Raw genomic sequence first — 26,024 nt, 5'->3', positions numbered from 1 at the left:
TTTGTTTAATGCAAAACAACCAACCTTTCAAATTTGAATTTGTGGCTTTAATGGCTTCGTTAATGTCAATCGTCGCCTTAACCATAGATGCCTTGTTGCCCGCCTTACCCGAAATTGGACATTCTTTAAATGTTGATGACCCACACAAAAATCAGTTGCTAATTACCATGATTTTTTTAGGCATTGGTTTCGGTCAGCTTATTTTCGGACCATTATCAGATAGCTTTGGTCGCAAGCCTGTAATTTATGTTGGCTTTACACTATTCATTATTGCAAGTATTATTTGCGTAACGACCAAAAATTTTGAAATGATGATTCTTGGTCGCATACTACAAGGCGTAGGCTTATCATCACCACGAAGTATTTCGTTATCTATGATTCGCGATTCTTACAGTGGTAATTATATGGCTAAAATCATGTCTATTGTGGTGATGTTTTTCATTCTGGTTCCTGTTATTGCCCCTACCTTGGGCACTTTTTTAACTTACTTTTTTAGCTGGAGATCTATCTTTTATTTCAACCTTATATTTGGAATATGTATTATGTTCTGGCTTTATAAACGCCAGCCGGAGACCTTACCTAAAGAAAAACGTATCAAACTTAAATTAAACCTTTTTATCAATGGTGCTGTTGAATTTTTTAAACACAAAGACGCCGTAGCTTTTACTTTAGTTTCCGGATTTATTACAGGGTCGTTTATGGTGTATTTAAGTACCTCGCAACAAATTTTTGAAACACAATATAATCTGGCAGAAATGTTTCCGTATATCTTCGCCAGTCTTGCTATTTCTATTGGTTTGGCTACGTTTTTCAATAGCCGTTTAGTAGTTAAATATGGAATGTTTCGTATTGGATTTATTTCTGCTATAGCTTATGCCGCTATTTCATTGCTATATGTTCTGTTATTCTGGTCGGGTAAAAACCCAAGCGTTTATGTACTGGTCGGATTTTTTGCCATGCAGTTTTTTGCGGTGGGTTTTTTATTCGGAAACTTGAGAGCCTTAGCTATGCAACCCCTGGGTCACATCGCAGGAATAGGTGCTGCCATTAATGGGTTTATTTCAACGGTTTTAGCCGTACCTATCGCTAATTATATTGGAAATTTCATAAGTACTTCTGTACTTCCTCTTTTTATTGGATTTTCTGTTTTCGGTATAATGTCTGTTTTGGTTTTCCTTTCTATTAGACGTAGAAATTCGTTATCAAGAAACTAATACTTTACTGAAGATATCGGTTTTTAATCACATCCATATGCCATAAGGCATGTCCTAACACAACAAAGGCGGCAGCTCGTGCGGTTATGGGAGAATTATTGGCATTTCCCTCTTGCTGTAAATCCGCTACACTGAGTGATTTTAGTAACACGATAAAACTTTGTCGTACCGATGTGAATTCTTCCAACAAGGCATCAAGCGTTTTTGCGCTCGCCTGAGCTGGTAAGGCATAATGATTTTCATCATAACCCGGCAACAAGGTTTTATCGTGGCGTGCTATACAAAAACAACGGTATTGAAACACGCGCTCGGTGTCTATAATATGCTGAAATACATCTTTTACACTCCATTTATCTTCCGCATAAGCGTAATTCAACTTATCCTCAGGAATGGCTTTAAAAAACGCCACAATCTCCTCTAATCCCTTTTCAAAGCCTTCTAACAAAGTCCTGTCTTTTGGAATCATTCCTATGTAAGTTCTATAAAACGCATTGTACTCTGTATCGTGCAAGTCCGAAATTTTCATTGACTTTGTTTTTTTTATTGTATTACATAAAGTTAGAAAAACTTTTAACCATTTAAAAACGCTTCAAAAAAAAATACTTTCAACAACCCATTCTGAACAAATTCTAGCAGATTAATAAGGGCTTTTCAACACTTATTTTACTAAATTTACACCATAACTTATAACACAAAAACTAAAAATGAAAATACTAGCTATTGGTAAAAACTATGTGAATTCTGTAGAAGAAATTGCAGCTGTTAAAACTGGGAATCAGATTATTTTTTCTAAACCAGAATCAAGCCTTGTAAAAGATAACGCCGATGTAGTTTACCCTAGTTTCACAAACCAGTTAAACTATGAAGTTGAATTGGTTATAAAAATTGGTAAAAAAGGTAAAGACATTGCTTTAGAAGATGCTGCGTCGTATATCTCTGAAATAGGAGTTGGTATCGACTACACCGCAAAAGATATTTTTAACGCTTGTCGCGAAACTAAAGGACCTTGGGATTTAGGAAAAGGATTTGATGGCGCTGCTCCTATTTCTGGTTTTAAACCCGTTGCCAATTTTCCTAAACTTGACGACATTAATTTCTATTTAAAAATTAACGGAGAAGAAAAACAAGTTGGAAACACCAGTTTAATGATTTACAACTTTAGTGATATTATTGCATTCACCTCTAAGTTTATGACTTTAGAACCAGGTGATTTAATTTTCACAGGAACACCTGCTTCTGGAACAGGTGAAATTAAAAAAGGAGACCACTTACAAGCATCTATTGAAGGTGAGTTGTTGCTGGACTTTAAAATGATCTAGACAATTATCTTTAAGATAGACACGGAAAAACCCTAACTTAACTAAATAAATTTTCCTTTTCTTTTGAAAAATTCCATTGCAGAACGCGTTAACGATTTTATTAAAAACTATCCACCGTTTAATAGTATTAAACCGGATAACTTATTAAAAATATCTGGACAAGTTTCCATAATTTATCTGGACAAAGGCGATAGCCTTTTCAAAAAAGGTGATTCGTTTCACGAGCATTTTTATATGACTCGAAACGGAGCCATTACCCTTTTCCACACCACAAATAATAACACTCAGGAAATTATTAACATTAGTGATGGTGGCGATGTGTTTGGTTTAAGACCGCTTATTGCTAAAGAAAATTATAAACTTACCGCTACTGCAAACGAAGAATCTATTGTTTATGCGATACCGATTGATGTTTTTCAGTCGGTAACGCAGGACAATGCTCAGGTTCAAAAGTTTTTAATTACAGCTTTCGCAACCAATACCTACGACCCATATACTGCAGAAGAAACTGGTAAAATATTTGTCGATTATTTACCTAATACGTCTCAGGATATGGTGAATTTTCAAACGGCTAATTTCTCTAAAAACCCAATTACCTGTTCTGTTAATTCCTGCCTTAAAGAAGCTGCGATTACAATGAGCAAGCATCGTATTGGCTGTATTATTGTGATTAACGATGAAAATCATCCGGTAGGAATCATTACCAATAGCGATATTAAAAACAAAATTGCAACGGGCCGATTCCCTATCGAAACTCAGGTGACCAACATTATGAGTTCTCCGGTAATTACCAGCAAAAAAGATATTACAGTTGCTGACGGACAGTTACAAATGATTAAACACAGTATTGGTCATTTATGCATTACAAAAGACGGTACGGTAAACTCTAAGCTTATTGGTGTATTAACGCATCATGATGTTTTAGTTACCCTCGGTAATAATCCTGCAGTAATTTTGAAGGAAATAAAACGTGCGAAACGTACCAAAACCTTACGTACGGCGCGACTTAAAGCTGAGACTTTAATTAAGAGTTATCTGGAACAAAACATTCCTTTATCACACATCATTAAATTAATGGCTCAGGTAAATGATGCTGTTAGCAATCGTGCGGTACAAATTGCATTAAAAAAGATGCCTACCAAACCACCTGTTAAATTTGCCTGGATGGCTTTAGGTAGTCAAGGAAGAAAAGAACAACTCTTGTTTACCGATCAGGATAACGCTATAATTTTCGAAGATGTCCCTTCCGATAAATACGAAGAAACTAAAAGCTACTTTTTAGATTTAGCCAAGTACGTTAACAAATCGCTTAACAAAATTGGTTTTGAATACTGCGAAGCCGATATGATGGCGCGAAATCCGGAATGGTGTTTATCGCTAACCGAATGGAAAAATCAGTTTACTAACTGGATATTAAACCCCGACGAAAAGGCTATTTTATTGTCTTCTATATTCTTCGATTTTAGTCCGGTTTATGGGGATGAAACATTAACAAGCCGTCTATCAGATTCGATATACGAAACTTTAGAAAAAACGCAGCTTTTCTTTAGATTTTTAGGTCGTGACGCTTTAAAAAATCCATCACCTTTAGGCTTCTTCAAACAATTTTTGGTTGAAAAGAATGGAGACCAAAAAGACCTATTCAACATTAAAAGTCGTGCTTTAATGCCACTTATTGACGCCGCCAGATTACTAACACTTAGCAATAGAATAAAAGGCGTAAACAGTACTTACGAGCGTTACGAAAAGTTAGCTGAATTAGAACCTAACAACAAAGAACTTTACGAATCCTGTTCCTACGCTTTTAAAGCTTTATCGAAGTTTAAAACTAAACAAGGGTTATTACATAATAACTCCGGAAAGTTCATTGAAATAGGCACTTTAACAAAAGAAGAACAGCTGAAACTACGCCGATGCTTTAAGCCTATTAATGAAATTCAGGAGACCTTGACATTAAGGTTCGATTTAAAAAACTTTGTGTAATGGGGCTATTCGATTTATTTATAAGAAAGAAAAACTATCCTGACTTTTGGGAAACATACCTAAGTCATTTTAAAAATAAAAAAGACACCGCTGTTTCCAACACCAGATTCATTGCTTTTGATACCGAAACTACAGGTTTCGATATGAAAGAAGATCGTGTATTATCAATTGGTGCTGTTTCTTTTGTTGGAAAAAAGATAGATGTAAATAACGCTTTAGAACTCTACCTAAGACAAGACGTTTTCAAGCCTGAAACAGTAGCTATTCATGAGTTAATGCGTTCGGACAATGTCGATAAAATATCAGAACTTGAAGCTATAAAAGCCTTTTTAGAATATATAAAAGATGATATTCTGGTAGCTCATCACGCTGGTTTTGACAAAGGCATGATTAACGAAATACTACACAGGTATGGACTTGGTAAACTAAAAAACCGATTTATTGATACCGGTGTTTTGTATAAACGCTCCCTTCATGTTATTTATCAAGACAATACTAAGCCTTACAGTTTAGACTATTTGTGCAAAGAACTGAATGTCCCAACTGTAGACAGGCACACGGCTACTGGAGATGCACTCATAACGGCATTGGTGTTTTTAAAAATCTTAGGCCGTTTAGATAAGAAAAAACACCTTAACTGGGGGTATTTACTAAATCGATAAAATAAAAAAAGCGGATTCAAAATTCATCGAACCCGCCCTTATTTACAAATATTTTCTAATTGCTATAACGCATTATCAATAATATCCTGAACCACCTCAGGATTCAATAACGTACTGGTATCTCCCAAGTTAGAAGTGTCTTTACTTGCAATTTTCCTTAAGATACGACGCATGATTTTTCCAGAACGCGTTTTTGGTAACCCAGCTGTAAACTGAATTTTATCCAACTTAGCAATAGGCCCAATTTGCTCAGTAATTAACTGATTGATCTCATTACGCAGGTTGGTATGATCTCTGGTTTCACCAAATTCCTTCAAGGTTACATAACCATAAAGCGCATTTCCTTTAATATCATGCGGGAATCCAACAATTGCACTTTCAGAAACGGCAGGATGCTCATTAATCGCATCTTCAATAGGAGCCGTTCCTAAGTTATGTCCTGATACAATAATCACATCATCTACACGACCTGTAATTCTATAATATCCTACTTCATCACGCAAAGCACCGTCACCTGTAAAGTATTTATTATCGTAAGCCGAAAAATAGGTTTCCTTATAACGCTGATGATTTCCCCAAATGGTACGTGCCATACTTGGCCAGGGGAATTTGATACACAAGCGACCATCCACCTGATTTCCTTTAATTTCTTGTCCGTTTTCATCCATTAATGCAGGTTGAATACCAATAAAAGGTAAAGTTGCATATGTTGGTTTTGTAGGCGTAACAAATGGAATTGGTGTAATCATAATACCTCCGGTTTCGGTCTGCCACCAGGTATCGACAATAGGTGCTTTTTTCTTTCCTACATTATCATCGTACCAGTGCCATGCTTCCTCATTAATTGGTTCTCCAACTGTCCCAAGCACTTTTACAGACGACAAATCGAATTTTTCTAAATGACCAACTCCCTCTTTTGCTAGCGCACGAATAGCAGTTGGCGCCGTGTAAAACTGCGTGACTTTATGTTTTTCTACAATTTCCCAAAAACGTCCGAAATCCGGGTAACTTGGTACCCCTTCAAACATTACTGAAGTGGCACCGTTGGCTAACGGTCCGTAAACAATATAACTATGTCCGGTAATCCACCCCACGTCGGCTGTACACCAATAAATATCTTCTTCTCTGTATTGAAACACATTCTTGAATGTATATGCCGTATAGACCATATAACCCGCTGTAGTGTGAACCATCCCTTTTGGTTTACCTGTAGAACCCGATGTATACAAAATAAACAACGGATCTTCAGCATCCATGATTTCTGCCTGACATTCGTCTGAGGCTTCATCTAAAAGTGGTTGCAGCCAAAAATCACGTCCTTCAGTCATACTGATTTCTGAATGAATACGCTTCGCCACTAAAACCGATTTCACTCCCGGGCAATCTTCTAAAGCATCATCTACGATACCTTTTAAATCGATGGATTTAGCACCTCGATACGATCCGTCACTGGTTATAACCATTTTACAATCACTATCATTAATTCGGGTTGCTAAAGCCGTCGATGAAAATCCTGCAAATACCACAGAATGAATGGCTCCAATTCTGGCACAAGCCAATACAGAAATAGCTAATTCAGGAATCATAGGTAAATAGATGCAAACACGATCGCCTTTTTTAATTCCTTGGGCCTTTAATACGTTAGCAAACTTGTTTACACGTTTATAAAGCTGATTATAGCTGATATGTTCTGCTGGTTCATCAGGACTATTAGGTTCAAATAAAATCGCCGTTTTATCTCCTCGTGTTGTTAGGTGACGATCGATACAGTTTTCAGTTATGTTAAGTTGAGCTCCTTCAAACCATTTTACTTCTGGTTTTGAAAAATCCCAGCTTAAAACCTTATCCCATTTCTTGCGCCACATAAAATGTTCTTCGGCAACTTCTTCCCAGAAATTTTCTGGCTCTCTAATCGATTTTCTGTAAACTTGATAATACTCTTCTAAATGTTTTATGTGATAATTACTCATGTTTTGTTTTGCAATTTTTAAATAAAACCTAAACTCTCATTATAAAATTCAGGCACTCTCTAAATTATATATTTTATGTGATTAAACTTATTTTTTTCTACAGACAACGTCTATTTATAGACAAACATTAACTGATTCCCTCTTAATGTGTTGCTTCTCCCGCCCCGCTTGGTATTCTGATGTTCTCTACAATGTCCTGAACATCTTCGGGAGGTGCCGGTGTAAATTTCATTATGATTATAGATACCACAAAATTTAAAGCCATAGCCACGGTTCCAAAACCTTCCGGCGAAATGCCAAACCACCAGTCGTCCTTTCCGCCACCGCCAAACCAGCCGAATTTAAATTTCAGCATGTAAAAAATCATAGAAGATATCCCCACAACCATTCCGGCAATAGCGCCCTCCTTATTCATACGCTTATAAAAAATACCAAGAATGATTGCCGGAAAAAATGAGGCTGCTGCCAAACCAAAAGCCAAAGCCACTGTTGCTGCCACAAAGCCTGGTGGATGAATTCCGAAATAGGCAGCAATTCCAACAGCTACAATCGCCGATAAACGTGCTGCTATCAACTCACCTTGCTCTGATATATTAGGGTTGACCATCTTCTTAATTAAATCGTGAGATACAGATGCTGAAATCACTAACAACAACCCGGCAGCTGTCGATAATGCCGCTGCCAACGAACCGGCAGCAACCAAAGCAATAACCCAGTTTGGTAACTTGGCAATTTCAGGGTTGGCCAACACCATAATATCGTTATCAACTACTAATTCATTTTTATCGTTATCGGCAACATACTGAATATTGCCATCTTCATTTTTATCTGTAAACGTTATCAATCCTGTTAGCTCCCATTTTTTAAACCATTCTGGCACACTTGCATAAGGTTTGTTTGAAACGGTTTCAATTAAATTCGTTCTCGCAAATACCGATACTGCTGGTGCTGTGGTATACAAAATAGCAATTAGTAATAACGCTAATCCTGCTGATTTTCGGGCGTCACTAACACGCTTTACTGTAAAAAAGCGAACAATAACATGAGGTAAACCTGCTGTCCCCACCATTAGAGCCAAAGTAATGGCAAAAACATCGGTCATAGATTTTGAACCTTCGGTATATTCGGAAAAACCTAATTCGGTGCTTAATCCATCTAATTTATCCAGTAAATACGTTCCGGAACCATCAGCTAAGGTACCTCCAAAACCTAGTTGCGGAATGGGATTCCCTGTCATTTGAATAGATATAAAAATAGCCGGTACCATAAATGCAAAAATAAGCACGCAATACTGTGCCACCTGCGTATAGGTGATCCCTTTCATTCCACCAAGAACAGCGTAGAATAAAACGATAAACATCCCAATCATAACCCCGGTATTGATATCAACTTCCAGGAATCGAGAAAACACTAAACCGACACCACGCATTTGCCCTGCCACATAAGTAAACGACACTAAAAGCGCACAAATAACGCCTACCAATCGCGCCGTATTTGAATAGTAACGATCGCCAATAAAATCTGGCACGGTAAACTTTCCGAATTTACGTAAATAAGGAGCTAATAATAACGCCAGAAGCACATAACCTCCAGTCCACCCCATTAGGTACACTGCCCCATCATAGCCTGCAAAAGAAATAATACCAGCCATAGAAATAAACGAGGCTGCACTCATCCAGTCTGCAGCAGTTGCCATACCATTGGCTAGTGGGGAAACCCCTCCACCGGCAACATAAAAATCTTTAGTAGAGCCTGCACGAGTCCAAATAGCAATTCCGATATATATTGTAAAAGTAAGTCCGACAATAATATACGTCCAGGTCTGCACATCCATAGACGCTAACAACAAGATACTATTCACCATCATAACCATACTTTTTATCAAGTTTGTTCATGAGGCGAACATAAACGAAAATAAGAATTACAAATACATAAATGGAACCTTGCTGAGCGAACCAGAACCCTAATTTAAAGCCTCCCAAGCGTACTTCATTAAGGATATCTTTAAATAAAATTCCAGCTCCATAGGACACTAAAAACCATATAGCTAACAGGATGAAGAGGTATTTTAAATTCTCCTTCCAATAAGCTTTAGCCTTGCTTTTTGACATGTTGTTATATTTAGTTTATTTGGTGATATAAGATTAATAAAAATGATTTTATTACGATTATATGCATAACATTTTAAGATTACAGTTGGTTATTCTGCAGGATTTAATACAATAAATTATATAGTTCTTAAAAAATCACACATCCGCTAATATAATACTTACATTGAAAATTGCAATTAATATTTGTTCCTTTTACGCTTATATATTAAATGAAATACATTATCCTAATTAAAAGCTTCCAAAACATACAAATAATTATATTTTGCTATACATTTGCTCCCTATTTCTATTTAATTAATAAAAGCTATCTTTATCGAAACCAAATCACAAATACCAGTGCAAGCTAATCGTCTATATTTTATTGATGCCGTTAGAGCATTTGCTATTTTAATGATGCTTCAAGGTCATTTTATCGATACGCTTTTGGACCCGGTTTACAGAGACAGTACCAACACAGCTTATAATATATGGTCCTATTTTAGAGGTATCACAGCTCCTACTTTTTTCACGATTTCCGGTCTGGTATTTACCTACCTGCTTTTACGAGCAAATGAAAAGGGAAATGATAAGCCCCGAATAAAAAAAGGCCTTTTTCGTGGACTGCTTCTACTAGGAATTGGTTATAGTCTTCGTATTAATTTAATAAGTTGGTTTAGCGGATATTTCAACACCTACTTTTTGGTTATTGATGTTTTACAATGTATTGGTTTATCTTTAATCATACTGGTTTGTTTGCATGTCCTATTTAAACAATACAGTTATTTATTTTCAGTCATTCTTGCTATTATAGGATGCCTTTGTTTTGTTTCTGAACCTCTTTACAGAAATCTGGTTATTGAAAACCTGCCGTTAGTCATTGCTAATTATATGACCAAAATAAACGGCTCTGTATTTACCATTTTACCCTGGTTCGGATACTCGGCATTCGGTGCATTTATTTCAACAGTATTTTTCAGACATGCCCACAGGAGTCGCTTTAAAATATTCACCATTATTACATTTTTTGTTGTTGGATACTTGCTTATGTACCACTCAACATGGGCTTTATTAAAACTACATACTTTAACCGATATTGAATTACTTAAACGTAGTGCCGACTATAATTATTTATTTATTCGATTAGGAAACGTATTCATTCTTTTCGGAATTTTTTATAGTTTGGAACGCTTTTTAAAGCAATCTATTATTGCTCGTATTGGTGAGAAAACCTTATCGATGTATGTCATTCATTTCATCATACTCTACGGAAGCTTTACCGGTTATGGTTTAAAACGTTGGTTTAATAAATCGCTTGAACCTACAGAAGCTATCTTAGGAGCCCTGGCCTTTATACTGGTTGTTTGTTTTATCTCATTCCATTATGCCAAAACCAATCATTTTGTTTATAGTATTTCTAGTAAAATCATTGGTGTGTTTAAAAAGGAAAAATCTCAGTGATTATTCTTAGATTCAATTTTTATTTCTATATTTAAATTTAATTACACCCGCTCAAGACCCTCAATTATAACAAATTACAAACCCATCTCTCAACTCCACTATGAATAATATCAAATCCTTTATTGAAAAATATGTGACTATGCCTGCTGAAGACTGGGAACTTATTGAGTCAATGTTTAAGCGAGTGGTTTATAAAAAAAATGAAGCAATTGTCACTGAAGGTGAAGTTTGTAAATATTTTTATTTTATAGAAGAAGGCTTGGTGCGTAATTTTGTAAACAACAACAAGCAAGAAATCACCAAATTTTTTATTGCTGCTCCGTACTGCATGACATCGCGAATGAGTTTTATAAACCAAACGCCTACAAAAGACAATGCTCAAACCATAGAAAGATCAGTAATTTGGCAAATTACCCTTGATGAGTATAACGAATTGATTAAACTGGATTCCTGGCGCCTATTTACCAGAAAAATGCTTAATGAAGCTCAGGATTTTATCGAACAACGCCTTATAGAAAGCATGACCGAAACAGCTGAAGTGCGTTATTATCGCATGCAAAGAGAAACTCCGGATTTAGTTAACAGAATCCCTCAAAAATACTTAGCTAGTTACTTAGGTATTGCGACACAATCTTTAAGCAGAATTCGAAAAAACGCGCTTAAAAACGATAATTAAACTTATAGAAAGCCATAAAAAAAAGCCCTTTTAATAAAGGGCTTTTTTTGTCAATATTTGAGATAAATTATTTTAAGTATTCTAAAACGTTAGCTTCAATACGTTCCTGAATATTGGTTACATCTGCCTTAACAAAAGTTTCACCAGTAATATTTTCATATAACTCAATATAACGGTCACTTACCGAGGTGATATACTCATCACTCATTTCAGGTACAGTTTGTCCTTCTAAACCTTGAAAATTATTACTAATTAACCACTGCCGAACAAACTCTTTACTTAATTGCTTTTGAGCTTCCCCTTTATCCTGACGCTCCTGATACCCTTCAGCATAAAAATAACGCGAAGAGTCTGGCGTATGAATTTCATCAATTAAAACGATTTTACCGTCTTTAGTTTTTCCAAATTCGTATTTGGTATCTACTAAAATTAATCCACGCTCTGCAGCGATATCTGTACCACGTTTAAATAATTTACGGGTGTAATCTTCTAAAACCAAATAGTCTTCTTCGCTTACAATACCGCGTTTTAAAATATCTTCACGAGAAATATCTTCGTCATGGTCTCCCATTTCTGCTTTTGTTGCCGGAGTAATAATTGGCTCTGGAAAAGCATCGTTTTCTTTCATACCTTCTGGCATTGGCACACCACAAAGTAATCGTCTACCAGCTTTATACTCTCGAGCTGCATGACCAGACATATAGCCACGAATCACCATTTCAACTTTAAACGGCTCACATAAATGCCCTACAGCTACGTTAGGATCCGGAGTTGCGGTTAACCAGTTTGGCACTAAATCTTCGGTTGCTTTCATCATTTTTGTAGCAATCTGATTTAATATTTGCCCTTTGTAAGGAATACCTTTTGGCATCACCACGTCGAAAGCCGAAAGACGGTCTGTAGCAATCATGACCAATTGCTCGTCGTTAATGTTATATACTTCTCTAACTTTTCCTTTATAAACATTTTTTTGTCCAGGAAAATTAAAGTTTGTGTCAATTATGGTGTTATCTGTATTTGCCACGAATTCGGTTTTATTTAATATCTGATTTTTTTGATACTGCAAATTTATCAAATTGTTCGCATTTACCCGATAATTACAATTTAAAAATATGAAATTATATCTAGCCCTGATGAAGGCATATGCCGGAGCTCTTTTATGCTTGTTATCCATTTAAATAACAAGCATAAAAAGCGACTGCCGACAGCAGGAAACTGCTACTAAAAAGAATTATTCTCTGTTTTCGATGCTCTTATAAGCCTCAATAACCTTTTTAACCAAGCGGTGGCGAATAACGTCTTTATCGTCCAAGAAAATCATACCTACACCTTCAACGTTCTTTAAGATTAAAAGGGCTTCCTTTAATCCTGAAATGGTACGACGTGGTAAATCTATCTGACCAGGATCTCCGGTTAATAAAAACTTCGCATTTTTACCCATACGGGTTAAGAACATTTTCATTTGTGCGTGAGTGGTATTCTGACCTTCATCGAGAATTACGAAAGCATTATCTAAAGTACGACCACGCATAAAAGCTAAAGGTGCTATTTGAATAGTTCCGTTTTCAATATAAAGCGCCAGTTTTTCGGCAGGAATCATGTCACGCAACGCATCGTAAAGCGGTTGCATATACGGGTCTAGCTTTTCCTTTAAATCTCCTGGTAAAAAACCAAGATTTTCTCCAGCTTCAACCGCCGGACGTGTTAAAATAATACGTTTTACTTCTTTGTTTTTAAGGGCTTGCACTGCTAAGGCAACACCTGTATACGTTTTACCTGTTCCTGCAGGTCCAATAGCAAAAACCATGTCGTTTTTACGCATGGTCTCTACCAGTTTACGCTGGTTGGCGGTTTGAGCTCGAATAAGCTTACCTCCTACACCGTGAACAATAACTTCGCCACTCTGCTCTGATGTATTATAATCATCGCTACTCTGGCTGGTTAATACGCGCTCGATGGTGTTTTCGTCTATTTTGTTGTATTTGGCAAAATGCTTGAGTAGCATATTGATTCTGTGATCGAATTCTTCCAGTAATTCTTCATCGCCAAAGGCTTTTACTTTATTTCCTCGCGCTACTATTTTAAGCTTTGGAAAATATTTTTTTAGAAGTTCGATGTTTGTGTTTTGTGCTCCAAAAAAATCCTTTGGAGAGATCTCTTCAAGTTCGATAATAATTTCGTTCAAAAGCGTCGGTTATTTTTAGGTTACTACAGAGATAAAATTAAAATAATATTTAATCAGACCAAATGATTTATTAGTTTTGTGAAACTCTGTATCAACTCAAAAATAAACAAATTTGAGTCAGGTAACACTAAAAACATATCAACAATTTTGCCGATGGCGATTATTACATTAACAACCGATTTTGGGGAGAAAGATTACTTTACTGGCGCGACAAAAGGAGCGATCTATACAGAATTACCCGATGCCAGAATTGTTGATATCTCACATGGTGTTTCCCCCTTTAATATTTTAGAAGCAGCATATATTATTCAAAATGCCTATGCCAGTTTTCCAAAAGGATCCATTCATATTATTGGAATTGATTCTGAAATTAACAAGGAGAATAAACACATTGCACTAAAGCTTGACGACCATTATTTTATTTGCGCCAACAATGGTATTATGAGCATGATTTGCTCTGAAATTACACCTGAAAAAATTGTTGAAATAAATATTCACGACAGAATACAATCCAGCTTTCCTGTTCTGGATGTTTTTGTAAAAGTAGCCTGCCATATTGCACGAGGAGGCACACTTGAAGTTATCGGCAAAACCATTTCTAAGATTAAACCTATTAGGAATGTTATTCCTTATGTAAATGACGATAAATCTCAAATTATTGGCAGCGTTATTTATATTGACAACTACGGAAATGTGGTAACTAACATTAAACGAAGCTTTTTTGAAACTATACAAAAAGGACGCGCCTTCGAAATATCGGCGCGTAACCATAAATTCAAAAAAATCTATCTTAAATATAGCGACATCGTGAATTTTGACATTCCCGAAGAAAAACGTCATGATGAAGGTCGTGGTATGGTCGTGTTTAATTCTGGAAACTTTTTAGAAATTGCAGTGTATAAAAGTAATAGTGCCACTGTTGGTAGTGCCTCTACCCTAATGGGACTATCACTAATGGATACCGTTAGTATTAATTTTATTGCCGAATCGATACTACCTAAACTCAATTAAAGATGTTAATAAGAATTGTAAAAATGGTGATTTGTAAATCTCTTTCTGAAACTTTTCTTGTTAATTTTACCCTTGCAAAAGAACCTTTACTTAACTTTTAACTATTATAAATGCTCGCCATTTTAAAGAAAGAAATAAACTCATTTTTTGCCTCACCAATAGGCTATTTGGTTATCGCTATATTTTTATTACTGAACAGCTTGTTTTTATGGCTTTTTAAGGGCGAATTTAACATTCTGGATTATGGCTTTGCCGATTTATCATCCTTCTTTTTATTGGCGCCATGGATTTTAATTTTCCTTATTCCAGCAGTGACGATGCGAAGTTTTTCGGATGAGAAAAAACAAGGCACTTTAGAGCTTTTACTAACCAAACCTGTTTCACATCTTAATATTGTTTTAGGGAAATATTTTGGCGCTTTTGTATTAATCCTTATTGCTCTAATACCTACACTTTTATACGTTTATACAATATACCAACTAGGAAATCCAGTTGGTAATTTAGATGTAGGAAGTACGCTTGGCTCTTATTTTGGATTACTATTTTTAATTGCAGCATACACAGCAATCGGCATATTTACGTCAACCTTATCAAGTAATCAAATTGTTGCTTTTATTCTGGCTGTATTTTTATGCTTCGTTTTTTATATTGGATTTGAAGGTGTTGCCGATTTTACTTCAAGTGATTTTATCAATCAATTAGGTATGAGTTCTCATTATAAAAGTATGAGTCGTGGTGTTTTAGACACTCGTGACATTGTCTATTTTTTAAGTATTACAGCATTATTTATTATGCTTACCAAATTAACTATTAACAAAGAACAACAATGATTTTAACGCCCCTGTTCGTTATATTTTTAATTATAGTATTCGCTTTAACCTGGTTATTTACTAACACCATTGACAAGCGTAAATGGCTTAGTTTACTATTAGCTTTAGCTTTAACTCCGGTTATTTATTTCTATGTGTTTTACCCACTAATTAACATATTTTCAAGCTATCACCATGAAAAACATTTCGATTCAAATGCATGGACAAGCAAACCAGCCTTACGCTACGAAATGAGCAATGAAATAGTTGAAAAACATCTGTTTTTAGGAAAAACCAAACAAGAAGTAGAATCCCTTTTAGGCAAAAGTGAATGGTTTGGCTGGGATGATCATATTAAAGCTAATTCTCCTGAAAAATGGAACTATAACCTAGGATTTAAACCTGGTGCTTTTAATATGAATCAGGAGTGTTTAGAACTTATTTTTGAAAACAATAAAGTGGTTAGTACCACCCAATACCAATTAGAAACAAAGTTTGAATAAAAAAGTAAAATATACCGTCGGTTTTATTGTTGGCTTAATACTTGTAAATGCAGTAAGCAGCAACGTTTATAAACGTTTCGATTTAACCGAAGACCACCGATACACTTTAAGCGAAGCTGCAATTCAAATTATAGACAATGTTGAATCGCCTATTATTGTTGATGTTTTTTTAAAGGGTGATGATTTTCCTTCGGAATTTAGAAGGCTTCAAAATGAGACCAAGCAACTGCTTGAAGAATTCGCTGCCGAAAACAGCAATATTGTTTTCAACTTCATCAATCCGCTAGAAGACGAATCGACACGCGAAAGAAACATTCAGCAGTTAACCGCTAGAGGATTAACGCCTATGCAATTAAGCGTTCAGGAAAGTGGTAAAACATCTCAGGCTGTTATCTTCCCTTGGGCATTGGCCAGCTATAATGAGCAAACCGTTATTATTCCACTTATAAAAAACAAAATCGGGGCATCACAGCAGGAATTAGTAACCAATTCCGTTCAGCATTTAGAATATGCTTTCGCCGATGGTTTTAAGAAGCTGGTTTCACCAAAACATCAAAAAATCGCCGTTTTAAAAGGTAATAAAGAATTAGAAGATAAGTACATTGCCGATTTCATTAAAAAACTTGGCGAATACTATTTTATTGCGCCCTTCACTTTAGACAGCGTTTCAAACCATCCTCAAAAATCACTTAAGGAGTTAAATGACTTCGATTTAATTATTGCTGCTAAACCAACAGAAGCCTTTTCGGAACAGGAAAAACTGGTGTTAGACCAATATACCATGAACGGCGGAAAAAGCCTTTGGATGGTTGATGCCGTGATTATGGAAAAAGATAGCTTATACAATGATACAGGAACCAACTTTGCTGTTACAAGAGATTTAAACCTAACCGATTTTTTCTTTAAATACGGTGTGCGTATTAACCCGGTTATTACTAGTACATTGTACTCCGCGCCTATCACCCTAGCCATTGGTGAAGGCAGTAATTCTCAGTTTCAGAATTTACGATGGCCGTATTCGCCGTTAGCATCAAACAACAGCAATCATCCAATCGTTAACAATTTAAACCTTGTGCGTTTCGATTTTGCGAATCAGATTGACACCCTAAAAAATGACGTTTCTAAAACCATTCTTTTAGAAAGTGCGCCATTAACCAAACTAGAAGGCACACCAAGAGAAATCAGTTTAGATTTAGTCACCAAAGAACAGGACCCTTCGCTTTTCAATAAAGGCAATCAAACACTGGCTGTGTTGCTTGAAGGTGAATTTCCTTCGGTTTACAGCAATCGTATCAAACCTTTCAAATTACAACAAGAAAAAGACATCAGTGTTCCCACAAAAATGATTGTTATTGCTGATGGTGATGTTATTAAAAATGATGTGGTTAGAGGTGCTCCTCAGGAATTAGGCTTCGACCGCTGGACTGGGCAACAGTATGGCAATAAGGAATTTTTATTGAATGCTGTGAATTATCTTTTAGACGATAGCGGCCTGATAAACATTCGTTCTAAACGTATTGATGTCGCCTTTTTAAATCAACAAAAAATAGCCGCCGAAAAAACCAAATGGCAACTTATAAACATTGCCTTACCACTTGTATTGCTTGCAATCTTTGGTTTTACTTATAATTACGTAAGAAAGAAAAAATACGGCGCTTAAATGTTAATAAGTTTGTTTCCTTTATTAAGGGCTAACGAATATATTTGTAAGTAGTATAATTCAAGACTTAAACTAAGTTCTTTTACATGTAACGCATCATAATGTTACAGCTGTGTTCTAAAGCACAGTTATTAATTTGTAATGGTAGCATGTAATCAACCAAAACCATAAAGTTAAAACATGAAATTTATAGTATCGAGTACTTATTTATTAAAACAATTACAAGTTTTAGGCGGGGTTATTAATAGCTCTAACACCTTACCTATTTTAGATAACTTTTTATTTGAATTAGACCAATCTAAATTAACCGTCTCTGCAAGTGATTTAGAAACCACCATGTCCTCTACGCTTGAAGTTGAGAGCAACAGTGAAGGTAGTGTTGCTATTCCAGCACGTTTATTACTTGATACGCTTAAAACCTTCCCTGAGCAGCCTTTAACTTTTGTTATTGAAGATAACAACACCGTTGAAATTAGCTCTAACCACGGAAAATATGCTTTAGCTTATGCCAGCGGAAAAGAATTCCCTAAGGCAGTAACTTTAGAAGACCCTAGTAAAACAGTTGTTTTAGGTGATGTTTTAGCTACGGCAATTAGTAAAACCATTTTTGCTGCCGGTAACGACGATTTACGTCCGGTAATGAGCGGAGTATTTTTCCAGTTCTCTACCGAAGGTTTAACCTTTGTGGCTACCGATGCCCATAAATTAGTAAAATATACGCGCGAAGATATTAAAGCAAGTCAGGTTGCTGAATTCATCATGCCTAAAAAACCATTAAATCTTTTAAAAGGTATTCTGGCTGGTAGCGAAGAAGATGTAACCATTGAATACAACGATTCTAACGCGAAATTCATCTTTGAAAACTCAACTTTAATTTGTCGTTTAATCGACGGGAAATACCCTAACTACGAAGCGGTAATTCCTAAAGAAAACCCTAACAAATTAGTGATAGACAGAACTCAGTTCTCGAACTCTGTACGTCGTGTTAGTATTTTCTCGAACAAAACAACACACCAGATTCGTTTAAAAATAGCAGGAGCCGAATTAAATATTTCTGCGGAAGACATCGACTACAGTAACAAAGCTGAAGAACGTTTAACATGTGATTACCAGGGAGACGATATGCAAATTGGTTTCAACTCGCGTTTCTTAACAGAGATGCTGAACAACTTAAATTCAGACGATGTACAGTTAGAGATGAGCATGCCAAACCGTGCGGGTATTTTAACTCCTATTGATGGTTTAGATGAAGGCGAGCAAATTACCATGCTTGTTATGCCGGTAATGCTGAATAGCTAAGATTTTTAATTTTATACATAAAGAAAAACGCTCACCAATGGTGCGCGTTTTTTTATTACCTCAACTAACTAAACTAACTAATAAAATTAAGAGATAACGGGTATTTTGCAACTTCACCGTTACTGGCTTTAATAGCATTAATAATGGGAAAAATAAGCGATATGATACCGATAATAATAAAACCAATAATACCTATACCACAAAGCAACATTAACGGAATACATAATAAACAGTAAACAATTAAACTCAATTGAAAGTTTACAATATTTTTCCCATGCTCATCCATTTGGTACACTTTATCTTTTTGGGTTAACCAAATTACTAAAGGCACCAGCAGACTGCCAAAGCCTAATACTAAAGTGACTAACTGACTTAAGTGCATTATAACTAAAAGTTGATTATCTTGTCTCATGATTGATTTTTTTGATTGATGCTTATAGGACTCATAAACACGAAAAAAGTTACAGTTTTTTTCCGCAAGTTTTAAATCATTTTAATAAAAAACCACAAAAGGGCTGCAGATGCAGCCCTTCACAATTCACATTTACTTAAGGGGAACTAACTCAAATATGAATTCTCAACCAAAAAAATTAAGATATAAACTCAATACTTATAACTTCAACTCTTCAAATAACGACACCAATTTCTCATTAGAAGGTCTTGGGGCATTTGCTGTTACAATATTGCCTTGCGGATCCAATAGTATAAAACGAGGAATCCCTTTTATAAGATAACCCTGAACAAACTTCGAGTCAAAGGCATTGTCTGCTAATAACTGAATACCTCCCAACTCCTTCTCTTCAACCATGGCTTTCCATTTATCGCGATTATCCGGAGTGTCTACCGAGATGCTTACAAACTCTATATTCTTATCGTGATATTGCTTTTCTACTTCTTTTAAATAAGGAATCTCGGCTTTACATGGTCCACACCAGGTAGCCCAGACATCTATATAAACATATTTCCCTTTTAAATCATCTAAAGATGTTGTTGTACCATCAAAATTTTCATAATCTTCAAACTTTGGTGATGGTTGCCCCTTAGCTACTGCTCGTAAAGCCAGATAACTTTCTTCTATTTCTTTGTTATTAACCTCATCTGTACTGCCTTTTAAATACTCGTCATAATATCCCTCTAAATCGGATGTATAAGTTATACCGTATTTAGCACTTTTGTAACACATGATATTTTTAATGGTTTGATTGGACAGAGTATTGACTGCCTTTAAGTAAGCAACGTCTTGATCCATTTCAATAGAATCTGAAAACTCTTTTGCTAATTTTGTACAATAATTACCGACTAACCTACCGTAATTACTAGAAAAAAAGTAATCTTCAGCATTATTATAATCTAATTCATCAAATTCTTTTAAAAATCCTTCAGACACCTTAAAATCCGGAGTCTTACTATAATAGGCGTGAGAACCCTCATACTCATTTAATCGACTTAAATAACTGTATCTAATATTTCTCCTCTCTTTATCAATGTATTCACTTGGCAATCCTTGAGTAGTTTCTAAAAGCCTAAAAGAAGCTGATACTATCTCTTGTTGTTTCTTTTTAAATTCATTTTCAGGAAGTAAATAAACGTTGCCTACTTCTTTTAAAATGTCTTTTGAAACCTTTTGCTTCTCTAATAAATAATTATTGTAAGCAGCACCTGTTCCTGAAAACTTTATGGTTTCATCATAGTTATTGTTATCAAAATTTAATTCAATATTATCTCCTGCTTGCAAATACATGTATGTTAGCTTACTTCCGTAATACAGCATAACATTATCAGCCTCTACTTGTAATGTATCGATGAATGTTCCATCTTCATTAATTGGAATGTATTTACTATTTGAATAAACCAAACTCATCAATTTTAAATCATCAGCCTGTGGATTTAAAACCTTTCCTCGCAAAATGATATAATCATTTTCTTTTTCAGCTTTACAGGAAAATAAACCAGTCATTATTACCAGCGTGATTAAAACTCTTCCTATCATATCTAAATATTTTCTACAGGATTACCCCCTTTGTTTTTAAAGTTTCTAACTGCTCAAGCAAATCAAAAAAGTCTCTTGTAGATGGTCTTGGTGCATCTGCATCTACAATTTTACCATCTGGTCCTATTAATATAAACCTCGGTATACTACTAATTCGATATGCCTTCATAAAATCATTGTCTTTCCATTCACCGTTAGCATAAAGCTGGATACCTTTTAATTTTAAATCATTCACTACCCTCTTTAGTTTTTCATAATCCTTAGATTGATCTACCGATATACTTACAAATTGAATATTCTTATCATGAAATATCTCTTCAGCTTTCTTTAAAAAGGGTATTTGGTCTTTGCAAGGTGCACACCAAGTCGCCCAGACATCGATGTAAACGTAACTTCCCTTTAAATCCTCAAGAGAAGTGGTTCCGCCTCCTAAATTTTCAAAATTGACAAATTTAGCTGAAGGCATTCCTTTGGCCAATTGAGTATCCTGTGTTACCTCTTCAATCTCCAAATATTTAAACCTTTGAGAATAAGCGTTTACCAAAGCTTCGTATAAAGGCGTTAATTCCTGTGTGAATTCTGTATCAAAAGGAACACCCACCCTATAAAATAATGGATATTTAATGGTGTCTTCTGAAATGGTATTTAAGGCCAGTAAAAGAGCTAAATCTTTATCCATTTCTGGATTTCTATCTAAATATTCTAGACTTACTTCCTTGTAATGATCAAAAACTAATCCTTGGTAAGCTCTTGAAAAAATAAAATCTTGAACATTATCGTACTTTAAGTCTTCAAAATCTTTATAAAAACCTTCAGAAACCTTAAAACTTTCATCTTTCGTGTAATATGCATGAGATGATTGGTATCTAGACAAATAGGTTAAATATTCAAAATGTAAATTTCTGATTTCTTTAGCCTTATAGTCTTCAGAAACACCTTCAAAACTTTGAATAAAATTTAATAGGTCACTTTTTACATTACGTTGCAAATCAAGAAAATCTCGTTCATTTAGCTTATACATTTCCTTGTAAAACTCTTTCTCTTTCTTAAGATTTTTTTGAAAACGGTAATTACTTTGTCCTGACCCTTCTCCAGTAATTTCTAAAGTACTTTTAAAATCCTGAATATTATAAGACACCGAAAGATTACTACCATTAATTATATCAAGGGTTATAAAATTATTACCATCTCCAACAAAATACACACCATTTTCCAGATTTAATGTATCAACTATTGGTTCATTATTATTTGCTTTATAAATTTTTTTAAATGGTTTATCTATAGATAAATCGGCTGATGAAGAAGAAAAATATAAATCATTATTAGTTTCTTCAAAACCAGTTATATTAAACTTTAACACTGTATATTCCGAGGTTTCTTCAACAGGATTAACACATGCCATGAATAACAATGATAAAATTCCTAAATTAAATTTATTCATAATTAATTCTCTTTAAATATGTAAATCGTCAAATAACTCAATTAATGCGGGAGATGAAGGACGCGGCGCATTTCGATTAACAATATTACCTTGAGGATCTATTAAAATAAATTGAGGTATACCCCTAACCTGGTAAGCTTCTATAAAGTCTGACCTAAAATTATTGTCAGCAATTAACTGATAGCCACTCATTTCCTTTTCTTCTATCATAGCTTTCCATTTCTCATAATCTTTTTCTTTATCAACAGATATACTCACAAACGCTATTTTATCGTTTTCATGATATTTGTTTTCTACGTCCTGTAAAAATGGAATTTCAGCTTTGCAAGGCCCACACCATGTTGCCCATACATCTATATACACATATTTTCCTTTAAAATCATCAAGGGATGATACACCGCCGTTATAGTTTTCATAATTCACAAACTTAGGAGATAGATTACCTTTTTCTAATGATTTTACTTCGTTATACCGTTCTGAAACTTTGTTTATATGGTCTGGGTTTGTCGATAATTGCATGTAAGCATCATAGCTTGATGTAAATTCATTATCGAAACCTAAGCCTCCCATTATGGTTTGTAATAACAGATCATTTTTAATATAGTCGGACTGAAAACCAGCTGAAGCCTTAAGTCTGGCCAGAGTTTTATTAGATACGCCTGATTTTCCAATAGTATCAGCTCTTTTTATTTGTTCGCTCATAACCAACCTATAGTAGTATTCACTAGCCTTATAATCTACTTCCCTATTAAAATCCAATGCTCTTGCTTCATCTAAAAAATCACTCGAAATAGTAAACTCTGGATTCTTTGTATAATACCTGTGATACACTTGGTAATAGGTTAAACCATAAAATTTCCAATAATCTATATGGCGCTTCATAAAATCTACAAATAACGGATTTAACTCCTGATTTCCATATAGCAAAGCTGTTAACTCCTTTTGTCTTTCTGATAGTAAATTTTTATAATCGCCTTCACCTAAACTGTATGCTTCAGATTGTTTCTGATCCCAGTCGATTATTTTTTTATTTATGGTCTGCAACAATTTATTTTCATTAGATCCCTGTCCTTCAAATTTCAAGGAATCCTTAAAATAATTTGCATCCATTATTATGGTTAAATCATCTCCTTTTGAAAAAACAATTTGCGCAGATTTTCTGGATCCGATAGACATAGAATACATCCCAGGTTCTATGGTAAGAGAATCGCGAAAACTACCATCTTCTGACAAATTGATTTCATACTTAAAATCGCGGTCATTATTAGTTAAGTATATTTTTTCAATGTCTTCCCCATTAGTAATATGGCCTTTTATGATCCCATATTCTAAATTAGACTTTGTTTTACACGAGGCAAGGATAAGTAAAACAAGAATTATAGATACTTTTTGCATTTTAGTTCAGTGATTTTATATTATCCTTTTTTAAAAATATTATCCAACATGGCATACATGTCTACCTTTTCCGGATTTTTTGAATTGTAAATAATCTTACCTTCCGGGTCTATTAATATTTTGGTTGGAAAAGAATTTACATTAAACGGTACCAACAAATTATTTTCATTTGTGGTTTGGATATGCTCCCAGTTATAATCGTTTTCTTCAACGGTTTTCTTCCATCTCGGAACTGCATCTCCAGAATTAACACCCACTACAACAAAATTTTTATCTGAATATTTATTGTAATACTCTTTTATTTTTGGTATTTCGGCCATACAAGGTCCACACCAGGTCCCCCAGTAATCCAGTAACACATAGTTTCCTTTAAAATTTGACAATTTAAATTCTGAACCATCTAAAGTATTATTGGTTACAACCTCAGGGGCCGGCATACCTAATTGTGTACTTTCAACCGCTTCTATTCTTTGCTTTACTTCATCATAGAAAGGTGTACCAGCTAGGGTTTCAGCATCAAAACCTTCAAGAACTGCCTTGGCTTCATCGTGCGTAAAGTACTTTCTGTAGTACCCATCCATAAATACATAAGACGCTGCGATAGATTTAGGATTAGATTTAGCAAATTCTTTCTTTAAGTCTATGGCTTGTTTAAATAGCACATTTGATGAATCTGACAACTTTTTAGATTCTTCTTCACTTAATTCTTCGGTATATGTTCTAACTTTTAAAGCATGAGCTTTATCAATTAATGGAAATGTCTTTTCCTGGATAATTGTAAAATCCTGATTGACGCCTTTTTTATCAGACAACTTTGCATTTACCATATAATCGTCTACTCTACCTGTACAGGTAATTTCAGCGCCTGGATAACCGATAAACCATAATCTATTCACATCGGCTTTTGTTGAAGATGTATAGGTTTTACCATCATATTCTCGCACCCAACTTCTGGTATTTACAACATGAATGAAATACAGTTTATAATCATCAACCGAGTCGGTAAATGTAAACTTCCCATTATTCACCCAAAGGGTATCTCTTCGGTAACCATCTGGATACGCATTATTCTTTTCAGAATAAATCAAGTATTCTGTATCAAGATTTTCTAAATTCGCCTTTAGCGTAAATGTTGATGACATCTCCTTTTGCAAACCAATATCCTTAGTTTTACAGCCAAAGAATCCCGTAGAAGCCATTAATATGGCTCCCAGTATTTTTACTGTTTTCATGTTTTTAAAAATTAATGTAATACGTTTATTGTATGCCGATACAGGCTGCAACCGGTATCGACACCAATAAAATATGACTTACAAATTAGTTTGTGTAGATATTAGAAGGCCAGTCCTGACCATCTGTTCTGGTAAGTGTAAAGGTTCCATACTCATCATATCCTGCTGAATATTGGTAACTAAAATCAATGGTTAATGTTGGACCACTCACATCAACGATATCCCATTTCTGAGCATATCGTCCTTCAATTTCAACCAGACCACTTTCGTAATCGTAAGTTAAGGTTCCGGCACTACCATAGTAATAATCCGCAGTTAAGTGACTTGCGTCATACACAGTAAAAGAGCCCGGTTGTAGTGTAAAAGTCATTGTTCCTGTTTGTCCTACACTTATCCTACCATAACTTTGCGCATTAGCAGTTGCTGCAATCCATTCATAATCAAATGTACCTTCCCAGATTGGCGGTGCTACTTGTATAACATTTGTGGCTACTCCATAGGTACAATTAAACCCGAAGCAATCCACTCTTGAATCTACTACAGATCCATCCTTTCCAGTAATAACCCATTTAAATTCAAAAATATCATTGGTAGTTACCTGACCATTGTGATTTGGAGAAAAATCATTTTTAAATAATTCCTCTAACTTATCTTTTGAAAAAGAAAGCACAAATGCATCTGAAGGATTTAGAATGGTTTCATATAATTTCCCTTGCTCACCCCCTAAATATGTAAAGCTCTCACCATCTGTTTCTTCAGCATAAGCATAAATATCAATTTTACTTATATCAGTTGGACTAGCTCCGTCTAATTCAAGAGAGATATTAAAATCTAAATCAGTTGTATTCCAATATTCTTTGCCATTTACGCCTGCCTCAATATAATACTCAAAAGCATCAACATTTTCTACCGCTGGAGTAAATTTAAGAGTTGCCGTATCTGACCATTTTGAATTAGGATTTGAAAATCCTAAGGGCTCATCTTCCGAATCACATGAATTTAAAAAAGGAAGAATTATAATAACAAGCATCCATATAGCTCTGTGTTTCATAATTAATATTTTTATTATTAAAAGTTATATTTTTAAGCAACAGAAAAGGAAAAAAATCGCTTTCCTGTCGCCATTT

Annotated in this window: 23 protein-coding genes; 11 read left to right on the top strand and 12 right to left on the bottom strand. The window is 34.9% G+C overall.

The window, feature by feature from the left end; translation table 11 throughout:
- Positions 1-8: 8 nt before the first annotated feature.
- Positions 9-1,214 carry a multidrug effflux MFS transporter gene (locus NO995_RS16745; protein ID WP_258228495.1) on the top strand — a complete coding sequence of 402 codons (1,206 nt, stop codon included), beginning with the start codon at positions 9-11 and terminating at the stop codon, positions 1,212-1,214.
- A 4-nt stretch (positions 1,215-1,218) separates the two neighbouring features.
- Here the strand turns inward: NO995_RS16745 and NO995_RS16740 are convergent, their stop codons facing one another.
- Complete coding sequence (locus NO995_RS16740; protein ID WP_258228494.1) at positions 1,219-1,740, bottom strand: DinB family protein; 522 nt, start codon at positions 1,738-1,740, stop codon at positions 1,219-1,221.
- A gap of 178 nt (positions 1,741-1,918) precedes the next feature.
- Between NO995_RS16740 and NO995_RS16735 the strand changes: the two genes are divergently transcribed.
- From NO995_RS16735 to NO995_RS16725, 3 genes are all read left to right on the top strand, one after another.
- Positions 1,919-2,533: a fumarylacetoacetate hydrolase family protein gene (locus NO995_RS16735; protein ID WP_258228493.1), complete on the top strand. Its 615-nt coding sequence runs from the start codon at positions 1,919-1,921 to the stop codon at positions 2,531-2,533.
- Positions 2,534-2,596: 63 nt separating this feature from the next.
- Positions 2,597-4,516, top strand: a complete 1,920-nt coding sequence (locus NO995_RS16730; protein WP_258228492.1) for a DUF294 nucleotidyltransferase-like domain-containing protein — start codon at positions 2,597-2,599, stop codon at positions 4,514-4,516.
- Positions 4,516-5,178, top strand: coding sequence for a 3'-5' exonuclease (locus NO995_RS16725; RefSeq protein WP_258228491.1), 663 nt, complete (start codon positions 4,516-4,518; stop codon positions 5,176-5,178). Before NO995_RS16730 ends, NO995_RS16725 begins: the two co-directional genes overlap by 1 nt.
- 62 nt (positions 5,179-5,240) lie before the next feature.
- On the opposite strand, the gene acs is transcribed toward NO995_RS16725, so the two are convergent.
- The 3 genes from acs to NO995_RS16710 all read right to left on the bottom strand — a co-directional run bounded on the left by acs (position 5,241) and on the right by NO995_RS16710 (position 9,259).
- The gene (gene acs, locus NO995_RS16720; RefSeq protein ID WP_258228490.1) at positions 5,241-7,148 is read right to left on the bottom strand and encodes an acetate--CoA ligase; all 1,908 of its coding nucleotides are present in this window, start codon (positions 7,146-7,148) and stop codon (positions 5,241-5,243) included.
- A gap of 142 nt (positions 7,149-7,290) precedes the next feature.
- Entirely contained in the window at positions 7,291-8,982 is a 1,692-nt protein-coding gene (locus NO995_RS16715) for a sodium:solute symporter family protein (protein WP_258228548.1), read from the bottom strand.
- A 19-nt stretch (positions 8,983-9,001) separates the two neighbouring features.
- Complete coding sequence (locus NO995_RS16710) at positions 9,002-9,259, bottom strand: DUF4212 domain-containing protein (protein ID WP_258228489.1); 258 nt, start codon at positions 9,257-9,259, stop codon at positions 9,002-9,004.
- Positions 9,260-9,595: 336 nt separating this feature from the next.
- Between NO995_RS16710 and NO995_RS16705 the strand changes: the two genes are divergently transcribed.
- Positions 9,596-10,696 (top strand): heparan-alpha-glucosaminide N-acetyltransferase domain-containing protein, encoded by a 1,101-nt coding sequence (locus NO995_RS16705; RefSeq protein ID WP_240573173.1) that lies wholly within the window; start codon positions 9,596-9,598, stop codon positions 10,694-10,696.
- A gap of 100 nt (positions 10,697-10,796) precedes the next feature.
- Complete coding sequence (locus NO995_RS16700; RefSeq protein WP_240573174.1) at positions 10,797-11,372, top strand: Crp/Fnr family transcriptional regulator; 576 nt, start codon at positions 10,797-10,799, stop codon at positions 11,370-11,372.
- Between the two features lie 67 nt (positions 11,373-11,439).
- Here the strand turns inward: NO995_RS16700 and NO995_RS16695 are convergent, their stop codons facing one another.
- Together NO995_RS16695 and NO995_RS16690 are read right to left on the bottom strand one after the other, a co-directional pair.
- Positions 11,440-12,396, bottom strand: coding sequence for a phosphoribosylaminoimidazolesuccinocarboxamide synthase (locus NO995_RS16695; protein ID WP_258228488.1), 957 nt, complete (start codon positions 12,394-12,396; stop codon positions 11,440-11,442).
- Positions 12,397-12,603: 207 nt separating this feature from the next.
- Positions 12,604-13,557, bottom strand: coding sequence for a PhoH family protein (locus tag NO995_RS16690; protein WP_240573176.1), 954 nt, complete (start codon positions 13,555-13,557; stop codon positions 12,604-12,606).
- A gap of 153 nt (positions 13,558-13,710) precedes the next feature.
- Between NO995_RS16690 and NO995_RS16685 the strand changes: the two genes are divergently transcribed.
- The 5 genes from NO995_RS16685 (at position 13,711) to dnaN (ending at position 18,839) form a co-directional block, all read left to right on the top strand.
- A complete protein-coding gene (locus tag NO995_RS16685) occupies positions 13,711-14,568 on the top strand; it encodes an S-adenosyl-l-methionine hydroxide adenosyltransferase family protein (protein WP_258228487.1) in 858 nt (285 codons plus the stop codon).
- Positions 14,569-14,678: 110 nt separating this feature from the next.
- Positions 14,679-15,398 (top strand): gliding motility-associated ABC transporter permease subunit GldF, encoded by a 720-nt coding sequence (gene gldF, locus NO995_RS16680; protein ID WP_258228486.1) that lies wholly within the window; start codon positions 14,679-14,681, stop codon positions 15,396-15,398.
- Entirely contained in the window at positions 15,395-15,880 is a 486-nt protein-coding gene (locus tag NO995_RS16675) for a hypothetical protein (RefSeq protein WP_258228485.1), read from the top strand. The genes gldF and NO995_RS16675 overlap by 4 nt, the downstream gene beginning before the upstream one ends.
- On the top strand, positions 15,873-17,540 hold the full coding sequence (gldG, locus tag NO995_RS16670) for a gliding motility-associated ABC transporter substrate-binding protein GldG (protein WP_258228484.1): 1,668 nt from the start codon (positions 15,873-15,875) through the stop codon (positions 17,538-17,540). The genes NO995_RS16675 and gldG overlap by 8 nt, the downstream gene beginning before the upstream one ends.
- 180 nt (positions 17,541-17,720) lie before the next feature.
- Complete coding sequence (dnaN, locus tag NO995_RS16665; RefSeq protein ID WP_240573181.1) at positions 17,721-18,839, top strand: DNA polymerase III subunit beta; 1,119 nt, start codon at positions 17,721-17,723, stop codon at positions 18,837-18,839.
- 73 nt (positions 18,840-18,912) lie between these two features.
- Here the strand turns inward: dnaN and NO995_RS16660 are convergent, their stop codons facing one another.
- From NO995_RS16660 to NO995_RS16635, 6 genes are all read right to left on the bottom strand, one after another.
- Positions 18,913-19,251 carry a DUF4870 domain-containing protein gene (locus NO995_RS16660; protein WP_240573182.1) on the bottom strand — a complete coding sequence of 113 codons (339 nt, stop codon included), beginning with the start codon at positions 19,249-19,251 and terminating at the stop codon, positions 18,913-18,915.
- A gap of 198 nt (positions 19,252-19,449) precedes the next feature.
- Positions 19,450-20,829, bottom strand: coding sequence for a TlpA disulfide reductase family protein (locus NO995_RS16655; protein WP_258228483.1), 1,380 nt, complete (start codon positions 20,827-20,829; stop codon positions 19,450-19,452).
- Positions 20,830-20,842: 13 nt separating this feature from the next.
- On the bottom strand, positions 20,843-22,270 hold the full coding sequence (locus tag NO995_RS16650) for a TlpA disulfide reductase family protein (protein ID WP_258228482.1): 1,428 nt from the start codon (positions 22,268-22,270) through the stop codon (positions 20,843-20,845).
- Between the two features lie 12 nt (positions 22,271-22,282).
- Entirely contained in the window at positions 22,283-23,665 is a 1,383-nt protein-coding gene (locus tag NO995_RS16645) for a TlpA disulfide reductase family protein (RefSeq protein WP_258228481.1), read from the bottom strand.
- Between the two features lie 20 nt (positions 23,666-23,685).
- Positions 23,686-24,897 (bottom strand): TlpA disulfide reductase family protein, encoded by a 1,212-nt coding sequence (locus tag NO995_RS16640; RefSeq protein WP_258228480.1) that lies wholly within the window; start codon positions 24,895-24,897, stop codon positions 23,686-23,688.
- 85 nt (positions 24,898-24,982) lie between these two features.
- On the bottom strand, positions 24,983-25,948 hold the full coding sequence (locus tag NO995_RS16635) for a hypothetical protein (protein ID WP_258228479.1): 966 nt from the start codon (positions 25,946-25,948) through the stop codon (positions 24,983-24,985).
- Positions 25,949-26,024: the final 76 nt, after the last annotated feature.

The organism is Aestuariibaculum sp. M13, assembly GCF_024723255.1.
Lineage (GTDB): Bacteria > Bacteroidota > Bacteroidia > Flavobacteriales > Flavobacteriaceae > Aestuariibaculum > Aestuariibaculum lutulentum.
Note: the sequence above shows the minus strand (reverse complement) of the source record. Positions and strands in the feature narration are given on the sequence as shown.

Excerpts from the sequence above, each read along its gene's own strand:
- NO995_RS16745 (WP_258228495.1), top strand. The coding sequence starts at position 9 with ATGCAAAACAACCAACCTTTCAAATTTGAATTTGTGGCTTTAATGGCT.
- NO995_RS16740 (WP_258228494.1), bottom strand. The coding sequence starts at position 1,740 with ATGAAAATTTCGGACTTGCACGATACAGAGTACAATGCGTTTTATAGA.
- NO995_RS16735 (WP_258228493.1), top strand. The coding sequence starts at position 1,919 with ATGAAAATACTAGCTATTGGTAAAAACTATGTGAATTCTGTAGAAGAA.
- NO995_RS16725 (WP_258228491.1), top strand. The coding sequence starts at position 4,516 with ATGGGGCTATTCGATTTATTTATAAGAAAGAAAAACTATCCTGACTTT.
- acs (WP_258228490.1), bottom strand. The coding sequence starts at position 7,148 with ATGAGTAATTATCACATAAAACATTTAGAAGAGTATTATCAAGTTTAC.
- NO995_RS16715 (WP_258228548.1), bottom strand. The coding sequence starts at position 8,982 with ATGGATGTGCAGACCTGGACGTATATTATTGTCGGACTTACTTTTACA.
- NO995_RS16710 (WP_258228489.1), bottom strand. The coding sequence starts at position 9,259 with ATGTCAAAAAGCAAGGCTAAAGCTTATTGGAAGGAGAATTTAAAATAC.
- NO995_RS16700 (WP_240573174.1), top strand. The coding sequence starts at position 10,797 with ATGAATAATATCAAATCCTTTATTGAAAAATATGTGACTATGCCTGCT.
- NO995_RS16685 (WP_258228487.1), top strand. The coding sequence starts at position 13,711 with ATGGCGATTATTACATTAACAACCGATTTTGGGGAGAAAGATTACTTT.
- gldF (WP_258228486.1), top strand. The coding sequence starts at position 14,679 with ATGCTCGCCATTTTAAAGAAAGAAATAAACTCATTTTTTGCCTCACCA.
- NO995_RS16675 (WP_258228485.1), top strand. The coding sequence starts at position 15,395 with ATGATTTTAACGCCCCTGTTCGTTATATTTTTAATTATAGTATTCGCT.
- dnaN (WP_240573181.1), top strand. The coding sequence starts at position 17,721 with ATGAAATTTATAGTATCGAGTACTTATTTATTAAAACAATTACAAGTT.
- NO995_RS16660 (WP_240573182.1), bottom strand. The coding sequence starts at position 19,251 with ATGAGACAAGATAATCAACTTTTAGTTATAATGCACTTAAGTCAGTTA.
- NO995_RS16655 (WP_258228483.1), bottom strand. The coding sequence starts at position 20,829 with ATGATAGGAAGAGTTTTAATCACGCTGGTAATAATGACTGGTTTATTT.
- NO995_RS16650 (WP_258228482.1), bottom strand. The coding sequence starts at position 22,270 with ATGAATAAATTTAATTTAGGAATTTTATCATTGTTATTCATGGCATGT.
- NO995_RS16645 (WP_258228481.1), bottom strand. The coding sequence starts at position 23,665 with ATGCAAAAAGTATCTATAATTCTTGTTTTACTTATCCTTGCCTCGTGT.
- NO995_RS16640 (WP_258228480.1), bottom strand. The coding sequence starts at position 24,897 with ATGAAAACAGTAAAAATACTGGGAGCCATATTAATGGCTTCTACGGGA.
- NO995_RS16635 (WP_258228479.1), bottom strand. The coding sequence starts at position 25,948 with ATGAAACACAGAGCTATATGGATGCTTGTTATTATAATTCTTCCTTTT.